Origin of the sequence: Bacillus sp. AK25, assembly GCF_048270685.1 — a bacterium.
GTDB classification, from domain to species: Bacteria; Bacillota; Bacilli; order Bacillales; family Bacillaceae; genus Bacillus; species Bacillus altitudinis.
This window is the reverse complement of record NZ_JBLUWC010000001.1, coordinates 2,693,739-2,705,150: the sequence shown is the minus strand read 5'-3', so window position 1 is coordinate 2,705,150 and position 11,412 is coordinate 2,693,739. Positions and strand designations below refer to the sequence as shown.

Below are 11,412 nucleotides of genomic sequence, written 5' to 3'. Positions count from 1 at the left end.
TTTTTAAAAGATTATTTTATATCATGGCGGTGTAGCTCAGCTGGCTAGAGCGTACGGTTCATACCCGTGAGGTCGGGGGTTCGATCCCCTCCGCCGCTATAAAGGACCTTTAGCTCAGTTGGTTAGAGCAGACGGCTCATAACCGTCCGGTCGTAGGTTCGAGTCCTACAAGGTCCACCATCTATACGGAGGAATACCCAAGTCCGGCTGAAGGGATCGGTCTTGAAAACCGACAGGGGTGTCAAAGCCCGCGGGGGTTCGAATCCCTCTTCCTCCGCCATATTTTTAAAAAATGATATCATCGCGGGGTGGAGCAGTTCGGTAGCTCGTCGGGCTCATAACCCGAAGGTCGCAGGTTCAAATCCTGCCCCCGCAACCAAATTTTTTCTCTATTGGTCCGGTAGTTCAGTTGGTTAGAATGCCTGCCTGTCACGCAGGAGGTCGCGGGTTCGAGTCCCGTCCGGACCGCCATTTTAAATGAATACATGGCTCGGTAGCTCAGTTGGTAGAGCAACGGACTGAAAATCCGTGTGTCGGCGGTTCGATTCCGTCCCGAGCCACTTTTACAAATAAATATCAGTATGGCGGTTGTGGCGAAGTGGTTAACGCACCAGATTGTGGCTCTGGCACTCGTGGGTTCGATTCCCATCAATCGCCCCATACATATTTTTGCGGGTGTAGTTTAGTGGTAAAACCTCAGCCTTCCAAGCTGATGTCGTGGGTTCGATTCCCATCACCCGCTCCATTTGCATATCGTTCATGGGCCTGTAGCTCAGCTGGTTAGAGCGCACGCCTGATAAGCGTGAGGTCGGTGGTTCGAGTCCACTCAGGCCCACCATGACTTTCCGCAGTAGCTCAGTGGTAGAGCTATCGGCTGTTAACCGATCGGTCGTAGGTTCGAATCCTACCTGCGGAGCCAAATGGAGAAGTACTCAAGTGGCTGAAGAGGCGCCCCTGCTAAGGGTGTAGGTCGCGCAAGCGGCGCGAGGGTTCAAATCCCTCCTTCTCCGCCATTTTTTTCTGGCCCGTTGGTCAAGCGGTTAAGACACCGCCCTTTCACGGCGGTAACACGGGTTCGAATCCCGTACGGGTCATTTTTTAAAGAGGTCTAATAAAGACCTCTTTTTTATTTTCCGCAAAACGAAAGACCGCCATCATAGCGGTCTTTTTTTACATATTCATGGAATAGATCGTATAAGACAAGTATGTCGCAAAGAATCCCCATAAAACATAAGGAATCAATAAAATTGGAACAACTTTGCTTAGTTTACGTGAGACGATGACAAGTGCGAGTGCTGTCAGTGCTACAAGCAGGCAATCGATCGTAGCTGCAAATAAATCTTTTTGTGTAAATTGAAAAAAGCTAAAGGCTTGATTGAATACATAATTTAAAAGAAACAGAATCCAAAATGGTAATGTGATTTTTTGAAAACCATACTTTGCATAAATGATGGCGGCAGATAACGAAATGAGGGCGAATAAGACAGCCCAGACCGCACCGATGACACCACCACTAGGTGTCCATTCAGGTTTATTTAGTGCGTCATACCATTCTCTGTCGATAGGGAACAGGAACCCTGCAATAGAAAATAATGCGTATGTAATAAAGAAGACGATAACCGCCCAAATGATACTTTTTTTAGCCATCCAGAAATCTCCTCCCAATCAATTCACTCTTCAACTTATTTCCCAATTATTACATGATATAAACATCAAGCCCCCAATATGTGGGGACTAATGATTTTTTTTAGTATAAGGTTCTTCTTCGTACGGTTTCAAGTCACCAAACACCGTCATGACACCTTCTTCATCTAATGATTCTTCATAAGCTTCATGTGCTTTATTTGGATAGACCTTGCTTGCTTTACCTTCAATATCGGCAGCTGCAAACCCTTCATAGTCTTCCACATAATCTTCATCTTCTGATTGTGTATACACATCATCGTATGTCAATGGAGGAAATTCCATATCGGACGGGGTATCAGAGTTCCCATATCGTTCTACATCTTGGTAGGCATCTTCGCCATCATATGCAGCACTTTCTTCATTTTCAAATTGCCCTGAGGGCGGACTTAATAAGTCCTCTTCAATGGGACGGTTTTGTGAAACGGTCTGTTCTTTTGAATGCTCTGTGCATGTGACGGCGGTGGGAAGGGCTTCTAAGCGTTCTTTAGGAATAGTGGCTTTACACACTTTACACAAACCATAAGAGCCGTCTGCCATTGCTTGGAGTGCTTCATTGATATCGGACAGATGCTCATGTTCCAAACTGTTTAAGGCAATGTCTTTTCCGCGTTCGAATAGTTCTGTCCCTTGGTCGCCAGGGTGGTTATCATAGGCTGACAGTTCGCCCACTGAATCATAAGGAAATGATACTTTCTGTTCATCATCATGGCTTTTGGCTTCAATTTCTTGTTTTTCATCCAGAAGTCGCTGCTTCAACTGATGTAATTCGTTTTTAGACAACAAAGCGATCACCCTTTCATATCAAACATATTGTTAGTATGAGCAAATTTTTATGTAAGACTTGTGCCAATTTGAAGCAATTCTTCAAATAAAAAACGCCTGCGGCTGCAGGCGTTTCGTGTTATGCGAGATAATATTGTAAGATCAATGCGATCGTTAACAGGAAACCAAAAAACGTATTGGTTTGTGCTGTCGACTTCATGGCATTCATTAATTCAATTGGTTTTTCTTTTTGCTTAAATTCTTTAATGGCTGTATAAGCTTTTGGCACACTGAGTAAGACAAGAAGACTCCAAAGACCCACGATATCCATAAAGATATAAACAAAAATGAGTACATATGAGATCACAAACATGGAAAGTAGGATGTTGACGGCCGCTTTACGTCCAGCTAGGATAGCAAGTGTCTTTCGTCCATTCTCTTTATCACCGTCTAAATCACGGATATTGTTCGACAGTAAGATGGCACCAACTAAAATAGAGATGGGTATTGAAATGAGCACAGCTTTTGATGTCAATGTTCCTGTTTGGATATAGAAACTAATTAAAATGATGCCTAGTCCCATAAAAGCACCTGATACAAGTTCTCCAAATGGTGTATAAGCAATTGGTACAGGGCCGCCGGTATAAAAATAGCCTGCTGCCATACAAATTAGTCCTATGAGTGCAATCCACCAGCTAGACATCATGCAAATATAGATCCCAAGTAATAAAGAAAGCGCGAATAAGGCATAAGCGAGGCCTAAAACTGTTTTTGGTTTTACACCGTTTCTCACGATCGCTCCGCCGATACCGACAGATTTCTCATTGTCCAATCCGCGAACATAATCAAAGTACTCATTAAACATGTTCGTTGCAATTTGGATAAACATCGATGCAAATAGCATAGCTAAAAATAGCCCAACATGTATTTGACCACTCGGAAGTGCTAGGACAGTTCCTAAAGTAACGGGAATAAATGCCGCTGTTAATGTATGCGGTCGTAGTAAATTCCACCAAATCCGCCAGTTTTTATCAGGCTTAATTGGTGAAAGCTGATCTGATATCGATTGATGCTGCATAAAATATACTCCTTTAAATAAAAAAATACGTACACGTCCAAATTCCAGTTTAGCAAAGTTCAAAAAGGTGTCAATATATTGATGCGATGAAACAAGAAAAAGATGTTTGCTAATCGTTCCCATCTAGAGAGAAAGCTTGATCTTCGAACAGGTCTTCCCATTTTTTTAGGGATGTTCTCATTTCAATAAGCGGGAGCGAAAAAATCTTGAAAGCGTGATATAATAAGGATTCGAGGTTTTAAAAGCTGTTTTCTTTACTAAGTTCATCTGTTAAGGTTTATAATAGAAAAGCAGGTCATTCGACATACTCGAATGTTCATGTATTTTTTTACATGATGGTTTTATTTTTATATGTTATTTCATGGATTTTGGAGGAATGTATCATGGTGACAACAGTGCAAAGTACTTTCCGGCAGGAAGCGCTTGCGACATTAGAAGAAGCGAATAACGTCAACCATGCTGTTTTGATAAGCTACTCCAGAAGAGTTGACGATCTGGATCCTCTTGCCTTTTTCCAAAGCGGCGAAGCGGATTTTTTAGGCGAGCGGTTTTTTTGGTCTGATCCAGAAAGCCAAATGATATTTTCTGGACTTGGCAGAGCGGCCGTGATTAAATCATCAGAGCAAGGCAAAGAACGATTCAATATCGTCCATCAAGAATGGGAGCAGCTGAAACAGCATATGTTCCATTTTCATGATGAGAAGGAGTTAAAGCAAGCGGCAGTTGGTCCGCTTTTATTTGGAGGATTTTCATTTGATCCATATGAAGAGAAGGCGCGTCACTGGGAAGCATTTGGCGAGGCTCATTTTTTTGTGCCATCTGTGATGCTGACTGTTTCAAAAGAAGGCACGTTTCTAACGATCAATGAATGGAACGAGGTGGACGGGAATGTTCATCAGCTCATTCAAGAGTTAGAACAGAAAGCTTCTAATTTTGATGCATTGCCTGTCAGAAATCATGGACAAGCTGAGCTTGTTCATATGGAAGAGTTAGATGTCCAGGAATGGATGAAAGCAATCCATGAAGCGACAGAACACATTCGTGTAAACGAATATGAAAAGGTTGTTTTAGCAAGAGAAGTCTTGCTTCACTATAAAAATCAAATAGAACTCGCTCCACTATTAGCAGAATTACTAAAACATCAAACAACGAGTTATGTATTTGCTATAGAGCAGGGAAGACAAGCATTTGTCGGGGCGACGCCTGAACGTTTAGTGAAAAAAAGCGGTGGTGAAGTCTTTTCATCGTGTTTGGCAGGTTCCATTGTTCGTGGTCAAGATGAAGTAGAAGATCAGGCACTAGGTGAGGAACTGCTTTGTGATGAGAAAAATTTGATTGAACATCAAATTGTCGTGAATATGATTGAGCAGGCATTTGAAGCAAACTGCCATCATGTGCATAAGCCAAATCAACCAAGTCTTTATAAAACGAAAAACATTCAGCATTTATTTACACCCATTGTGGGAGAAATCAAAAGCAGCTGTTCACTCTTTTCATTAATTGAACAGCTTCATCCAACACCAGCGCTTGGAGGATATCCTAAGGAAAAAGCGGTAGAGGTGATTCGTGAAATCGAACCGTTGAAACGCGGTTGGTATGCGGCGCCAGTGGGATGGATTGATTCTAAGGACAATGGAGAATTTGCTGTAGCCATTCGATCAGGTCTTATTGAGGAAGACCAAGTTCGTTTGTTTGCTGGATGTGGAATTGTAGAGGATTCCCTTGCAAAACAAGAGTATGAAGAAACGCAAGTGAAATTAAGACCAATGCTGTCTGCTCTTGGAGGTCGTCCTATTGAATAATCAAATCATGACAAGATATATTGGCAGATTAATGGATGAATTTGTGCAAAGTGGTGTGAAGGAGGCAGTTGTTTGTCCTGGCTCCCGTTCAACACCGCTTGCGATGCTCGCTCTTGCTCATCAAGAAATCAATGTCCATGTGTTAGTGGATGAACGGTCTGCTGCTTTTTATGCACTGGGTCTTGCGAAAGCGAGCCAAACACCAGTGCTACTCATTTGTACATCAGGTACGGCAGCAGCTAACTTTTACCCAGCTGTTGTCGAGGCACATTATTCCCGGGTACCACTGATTGTTTTAACTGCTGATCGGCCGCACGAATTGAGGGAGGTTGGGGCACCTCAAGCGATTGATCAGCAATTCTTATTCGGTAAGTTTGTTAAATGGTTCACAGACTTAGCCTTGCCAGAAGAAAGCCAAACGATGCTGCGGTATGTCCAAACTGCTGCTGCTAGGGCAAGTCACGTGTCAATGCAGGAGCCAAAGGGACCAGTTCAGGTGAATGTGCCGCTGAGAGAACCATTGCTACCTGACTTGTCTATTGATCCTTTTGATAGAGAAGAAGTAGCTGCGAACAAAGTTTTAGCAACAGGTCAAGCTCGTCCGGATGATCGGGTTATGTCAGAATTAGTGTCTATCATGAACAAAGCGGCAAAAGGAATCATTGTTGCTGGTGAACTTCACTCGGCGGAAGAGCAGGCGTCAGTGTTACGTCTTGCAAAAGCTTTGCATCTGCCAATTTTAGCTGACCCGCTTTCTCTTTTGCGAAATGGACATGAAAGTGAAGAATACATTATAGATGCATACGATTCTTTGTTAAAAGATGAGGCATTGCAGCAGCATCTCTTGCCTGAAATGGTCATTCGTTTTGGACCGATGCCTGTGTCTAAGCCTTTATTTAAGTGGCTGGAAAAGCATGCGGAAGTGAAGCAGATTGTCGTCGATGCTGCGGGTGGTTATCGAGATCCTGGTTTAAGCGCATCATACATGATTGAAAGTCATGCAGCCTCTTTTGTAGAAGAAGTCTTGATGAGAGCGGAAAAGCGTCAGGATACATCTTATTTACGACGCTGGCAGAGTGTCAATTCTTCTTTTAGAATGCATGCAAATCAATACAATGATGAGGACCTGACATTTGAGGGAAATGTGTATCGTCAGCTGCAGCACCTTTTGCCAAAAGAGAGTGTGCTCTTTATCGGAAATAGTATGCCTATTCGAGATGTCGATACCTTTTTTGAAACGCAGTCAAAACCGTTTCGGATGATGGCGAATCGCGGAGCAAATGGCATTGATGGTGTTGTGTCCACAGCTCTTGGAACATATGCAGCCTTGAAACAACCCATCACTTTAGTCATCGGCGATTTGTCTTTTTACCATGATATGAACGGTCTTCTTGCAGCTAAGCTAATGGACATTCCGCTCACGGTTGTGTTGTTAAACAATGATGGAGGAGGAATCTTTTCTTTCCTTCCGCAGGCATCCGATGAACCGTATTATGAAAAGCTCTTTGGTACGCCGACTGGGTTGAATTTTGAGTATGCATCAAAGCTATATGGGGGAACCTATTCGAAGCCGACAACGAAAGAAGAGTTAAAAGATGTGTACTTGGCGCATATCCAAGAACCAGGGCTTCATTTAATTGAGATTGAAACTGACCGGCATTCTCGCGTGGGCAAACATCGCCAAATGATGGACGAGATATTGAGGGAAGTGAAAAAAGAATGCCTTCACTCATAATACGAATGCACGATGGTGTGGCGTATGAGGTGATAGACCATAACCCATCTGCTGAAAATGCCACGTTATGTTTACATGGCTTTACAGGGAGTGCAGCTTCTTGGGCTTTTTTGAATACTTATACAGAAAAACATACGAGATTGATTCAGGTCAGCTTGCTTGGACATGGCCGCACAGACTCACCAAAGAGTATAAGAAGATATGCAATGTCCCAGCAGCTGGCAGATCTTGTTGAGATTTTAGATCAATTAAAGCTTCACAAAGTGAATATTCTCGGATATTCTATGGGAGGGCGTATTGCTTTATCATTTGCCTCCCGTTATCCAGAACGTGTAAACAAGTTGATTCTTGAGAGTACATCTCCAGGGCTGAACTCTTTTAAAGAGCGGATGGCGAGGCTGAATCATGATCATCAGCTAGCTCAAAAGATCAGACATGAAGGATTAGCGCAGTTTGTGGATTTTTGGGAGAACATTCCGCTATTTGCTTCGCAGAAATCCTTGCCAGCGGACAGGCTAACGCAACTGAGAGAGGGAAGGTTAAAAGCCGATCCTAACGGGCTGGCTCGCAGCTTAGAAGGTATAGGAACCGGTTCACAGCCGTCTATGTGGGAAGCATTAAAGCAGATAAAACAGCCTGTTTTACTCATTTGTGGAACACTTGATAAAAAGTTCTGTGACATTGCCAAACGTATGCAGCAGGAGCTTGAATACAGTCAATTCACAGTAGTAGAGCATGCCGGGCATACAGTTCATGTGGAACAACCACATTTTTTTGGTAAAATAGTAAGTGAGTTTATTTTATCGCAAGATTAGAGGAGGAAATATTGATGGCTATTGAATGGCAAACTGAGCGTCAGTATGACGAAATTTTATATGAAACATATAATGGGATTGCAAAAATCACCATTAACCGTCCGCATGTACATAATGCATTTACACCAAAGACTGTAAGTGAATTAATTGATGCATTCTCACGTGCTCGCGACAATTCAGATGTTGGTGTCATTGTCCTTGCAGGTGCTGGAGGAAAAGCATTCTGTTCAGGTGGAGACCAAAAAGTACGCGGTCATGGCGGCTATGTAGGAGACGATCAAATTCCACGTCTAAACGTCCTAGACTTACAGCGTTTAATTCGTGTCATTCCAAAACCAGTTATTGCGATGGTTGCGGGCTATGCGATTGGCGGCGGGCATGTGCTTCATGTCGTGTGTGACCTCACGATTGCAGCAGACAATGCGATTTTTGGACAAACAGGACCAAAAGTGGGCAGCTTTGATGCTGGTTATGGATCTGGCTATCTTGCACGTATTGTGGGTCATAAGAAAGCAAGAGAGATCTGGTACTTATGCCGTCAATACAATGCACAAGAAGCGCTTGATATGGGACTTGTCAACACAGTTGTACCATTAGAGCAGCTGGAAGAAGAAACAGTGAAGTGGTGTGAGGACATGCTAGAAAAGAGCCCGACTGCTTTACGATTCTTGAAAGCTGCATTTAATGCGGACACAGATGGATTAGCTGGTATTCAGCAATTTGCAGGAGATGCGACCCTTCTTTATTACACAACAGATGAAGCAAAAGAAGGACGCGATTCCTTTAAGGAAAAACGGAAGCCAGACTTCGGTCAGTTCCCTCGTTTCCCTTGATTCAATGATATGGATGAAAACAGCTTAGTGCATCAGACTGAGCTGTTTTCTTTTATGAAAAGGAGGTGTCATGATGAAGCAACCCAATTGGCTGCTGCACCGTGCGTATTTAACGCCAGACCGGGTCGCACTCATTTATCAAGACAAAGAGTGGACATTTCGTGATTTAGCCAATGATGTAGACCAACTTGCGAATCGACTGACACGTGCATCTTTTAAAAAAGGGGATACGGTTGCGATTTTAATGAACAACCATCCTCACATGGTCATGCTTGTTCACGCTTGTTTTTTATTAGGCTTCAAGATTGTGTTATTGAACAATAAGTTAACAAAAGCAGAGAGACGTTTTCAGTTGGAAGATGCGAAAGTCATGGCTTTATTAACAGAGCCTGCATATGCAAATGAGCATCAAGGTGATTTACCTGTTTATACAATAGAGACTTTACCTGATGCAGATCATGAAATGAAAAAGAAGGTCGTACATGATATTGATTTAAATGAGACGGCGACGATTATGTATACATCTGGAACGACAGGACGCCCTAAAGGGGTGGAGCAAACGTTTGGCAATCATTTTCATAGTGCTGTTTCCTCGGCATTGAATTTAGGGATCAGGGAGGACGACCGCTGGCTCATTGCCTTGCCTCTTTTTCATATAAGCGGTTTATCCGCTATATTTAAATCTGTCATATACGGTATGACTGTCGTGCTTCATCAAAAGTTTGATGTCGATGAAGTCAAGAATGCTATTGAACAGCATCGAGTGACGATGTTGTCAGTTGTTCAAACCATGCTGTCCCGTTTATTAAGTGGACTTGAAGAATGTCCGTCTTCTTTGCGCTGCCTGCTGTTAGGCGGAGGCCCTGCGCCATATGCGATGCTTCAAGAGAGTAAGGAGAAAGGATTTCCTGTGTTTCAATCGTACGGTATGACGGAGACCTGCTCGCAAATTGTGACACTTGCGCCAGAATTTAGTATGGAAAAGCTTGGATCAGCGGGAAAGCCCCTTTTTGGGTGTGAATTAAAGATTCAAGATGAGAACCGTCCGTGTCGTCCTTTTGAGCATGGTGAAATCATGGTAAAAGGTGCAAATGTCATGAAAGGCTACCTTTATCGTCAAGAGGCAACAGCTGCTGCATTTGAGCAGGGCTGGCTGAAAACGGGTGATATTGGCTATGTAGATGAGGACGGATTTTTATTTGTGCTTGATCGGCGGTCAGACTTAATTATTTCTGGCGGAGAAAATATTTATCCAGCAGAAATTGAAGCAGTTCTTTTAACACATCCAAATGTAAAGGAAGCCGGAGTGACGGGTATGTATGATAAAAAATGGGGAGAGGTACCTGCTGCCTTCCTTGTGACAGATGAGCAGATTCCGGAGAATGAGCTCTATGCTTTGTGTCAGTCGCAATTAGCCAAGTATAAATGGCCCGCCGCTTTTCACTTTGTGGATGAGCTGCCAAGGAATGCGTCGAATAAATTGCAGAGGCACAGACTCAAATCAAAGGGGTTTTTAGATGATTCAAATTGAACGTGTGATCTTATATCATGTCACGATGAAACTCAAACAGCCATTTACAACAAGCCTTGGGACTATTTCAGAGCGTGAGTTTATTATTGTCGAGGTCAAAGATCAAACAGGATTAACTGGATGGGGAGAGGTATCTGCCTTCTCTTCTCCGTGGTATACAGAAGAAACCATCGAGACCTGCTATCACATGCTGAGGGCTTTCTTTATCCCGAACGTGCTGACTCGATCTTTTACACATCCTTCGGACATACCAGACAGCTTGTACCATTTTAAAGGCAATAGAATGGCCAAAGCGGGAATTGAGGCAGCTGTGTGGGATATTTATGCGAAGCGAGAAAATAAGTCCTTACGTGACGTCTTAGGCGGTACTAGAGATAGAATTCCATCTGGTGTCGTTGCAGGGTTAGGACCAATAGATGATATGATTCAGCAAATCGAGCAGTTTGTTGATCAAGGCTATCAGCGTGTGAAAGTGAAGATTAAGCCTGGACAAGATATTGGACTTCTACAAAAGATAAGAGAGTCTTTCCCTCACCTTCCGTTAATGGCGGATGCAAACTCTGCTTATGAATTAAAGGATATTAGCAAACTGAAGCAGCTCGACGATATTCGTTTATTAATGATTGAACAGCCTTTAGCCGCAGATGACATTGTCGATCATCGGCATTTGCAAAAGCATTTAAAAACACCAATCTGTTTGGATGAAAGTATTTGTTCTTTAGATGATGCGAGAAAAGCTGTAGAACTTGGAAGCTGTCAGATTATTAATGTGAAGCCTTCACGAGTTGGAGGGCTGACTGAAGCACTTAAGATTCATGCGTTCTGCAAGGAGCAGCAGATTCCGTTATGGTGCGGGGGAATGATTGAAACAGGCATTTCTCGCGCGCAAAACGTGGCACTTGCATCACTTCCGCAATTTACGATTCCTGGGGATATTTCAGCATCGTCGAAATATTGGGAGCAGGATATCATTTTTCCTGAAATTAAAGTTGAAAATGGGTTTATTGAAGTACCGCGTTCTCCAGGTATGGGTGTAGAAGTTGATTATCAAGCGCTTCGTTCTTTCTCAGATAAAATTGATGTGTTTACAAAACATGATTTTGTGAAATGAAAACGAATGAATCGCCATTTGCACCATCCATAGAACCACTGTATAGTTGAGGAAAGTTT

The 11,412-nt window shown here is 43.0% G+C and carries 9 protein-coding genes and 12 tRNA genes; 18 read left to right on the top strand and 3 right to left on the bottom strand.

Features of this window, described 5'->3' with window-relative positions; genetic code table 11:
- Positions 1-25: 25 nt before the first annotated feature.
- The 12 genes from ACNO7B_RS14065 to ACNO7B_RS14010 all read left to right on the top strand — a co-directional run bounded on the left by ACNO7B_RS14065 (position 26) and on the right by ACNO7B_RS14010 (position 1,094).
- A tRNA-Met gene (locus tag ACNO7B_RS14065) sits at positions 26-99 on the top strand.
- Positions 100-103: 4 nt separating this feature from the next.
- A tRNA-Ile gene (locus ACNO7B_RS14060) sits at positions 104-180 on the top strand.
- A 7-nt stretch (positions 181-187) separates the two neighbouring features.
- Positions 188-280 (top strand) — tRNA-Ser (locus ACNO7B_RS14055).
- Positions 281-302: 22 nt separating this feature from the next.
- Positions 303-379, top strand: a tRNA-Met gene (locus ACNO7B_RS14050).
- Between the two features lie 15 nt (positions 380-394).
- Positions 395-471: transfer RNA gene (locus ACNO7B_RS14045), tRNA-Asp, on the top strand.
- Positions 472-487: 16 nt separating this feature from the next.
- Positions 488-560: transfer RNA gene (locus ACNO7B_RS14040), tRNA-Phe, on the top strand.
- A gap of 24 nt (positions 561-584) precedes the next feature.
- Positions 585-660: transfer RNA gene (locus ACNO7B_RS14035), tRNA-His, on the top strand.
- A gap of 11 nt (positions 661-671) precedes the next feature.
- Positions 672-745: transfer RNA gene (locus tag ACNO7B_RS14030), tRNA-Gly, on the top strand.
- Positions 746-761: 16 nt separating this feature from the next.
- A tRNA-Ile gene (locus ACNO7B_RS14025) sits at positions 762-838 on the top strand.
- A gap of 6 nt (positions 839-844) precedes the next feature.
- Positions 845-919 (top strand) — tRNA-Asn (locus ACNO7B_RS14020).
- Positions 920-922: 3 nt separating this feature from the next.
- Positions 923-1,013: transfer RNA gene (locus ACNO7B_RS14015), tRNA-Ser, on the top strand.
- 9 nt (positions 1,014-1,022) lie between these two features.
- Positions 1,023-1,094, top strand: a tRNA-Glu gene (locus ACNO7B_RS14010).
- Positions 1,095-1,170: 76 nt separating this feature from the next.
- Here ACNO7B_RS14010 and ACNO7B_RS14005 read toward each other — a convergent pair.
- From ACNO7B_RS14005 to ACNO7B_RS13995, 3 genes are all read right to left on the bottom strand, one after another.
- A complete protein-coding gene (locus ACNO7B_RS14005; protein WP_041506519.1) occupies positions 1,171-1,647 on the bottom strand; it encodes a TspO/MBR family protein in 477 nt (158 codons plus the stop codon).
- 87 nt (positions 1,648-1,734) lie between these two features.
- A complete protein-coding gene (locus ACNO7B_RS14000; protein WP_417901631.1) occupies positions 1,735-2,469 on the bottom strand; it encodes a TraR/DksA C4-type zinc finger protein in 735 nt (244 codons plus the stop codon).
- 118 nt (positions 2,470-2,587) lie between these two features.
- Entirely contained in the window at positions 2,588-3,526 is a 939-nt protein-coding gene (locus ACNO7B_RS13995) for a 1,4-dihydroxy-2-naphthoate polyprenyltransferase (RefSeq protein ID WP_125590933.1), read from the bottom strand.
- A gap of 383 nt (positions 3,527-3,909) precedes the next feature.
- Here ACNO7B_RS13995 and ACNO7B_RS13990 point away from each other — a divergent pair, with 383 nt between their 5' ends.
- The 6 genes from ACNO7B_RS13990 (at position 3,910) to menC (ending at position 11,353) form a co-directional block, all read left to right on the top strand.
- Complete coding sequence (locus tag ACNO7B_RS13990) at positions 3,910-5,328, top strand: isochorismate synthase (RefSeq protein ID WP_417901630.1); 1,419 nt, start codon at positions 3,910-3,912, stop codon at positions 5,326-5,328.
- Positions 5,321-7,063: a 2-succinyl-5-enolpyruvyl-6-hydroxy-3-cyclohexene-1-carboxylic-acid synthase gene (gene menD, locus ACNO7B_RS13985; protein WP_249476798.1), complete on the top strand. Its 1,743-nt coding sequence runs from the start codon at positions 5,321-5,323 to the stop codon at positions 7,061-7,063. Before ACNO7B_RS13990 ends, menD begins: the two co-directional genes overlap by 8 nt.
- On the top strand, positions 7,048-7,878 hold the full coding sequence (gene menH / locus ACNO7B_RS13980) for a 2-succinyl-6-hydroxy-2,4-cyclohexadiene-1-carboxylate synthase (RefSeq protein WP_017358379.1): 831 nt from the start codon (positions 7,048-7,050) through the stop codon (positions 7,876-7,878). Before menD ends, menH begins: the two co-directional genes overlap by 16 nt.
- A 14-nt stretch (positions 7,879-7,892) precedes the next feature.
- On the top strand, positions 7,893-8,711 hold the full coding sequence (gene menB, locus ACNO7B_RS13975) for a 1,4-dihydroxy-2-naphthoyl-CoA synthase (RefSeq protein ID WP_008342913.1): 819 nt from the start codon (positions 7,893-7,895) through the stop codon (positions 8,709-8,711).
- A gap of 70 nt (positions 8,712-8,781) precedes the next feature.
- Positions 8,782-10,242 (top strand): o-succinylbenzoate--CoA ligase, encoded by a 1,461-nt coding sequence (locus tag ACNO7B_RS13970; protein ID WP_417901629.1) that lies wholly within the window; start codon positions 8,782-8,784, stop codon positions 10,240-10,242.
- Positions 10,229-11,353: an o-succinylbenzoate synthase gene (gene menC, locus ACNO7B_RS13965; protein WP_008342917.1), complete on the top strand. Its 1,125-nt coding sequence runs from the start codon at positions 10,229-10,231 to the stop codon at positions 11,351-11,353. The genes ACNO7B_RS13970 and menC overlap by 14 nt, the downstream gene beginning before the upstream one ends.
- Positions 11,354-11,412: the final 59 nt, after the last annotated feature.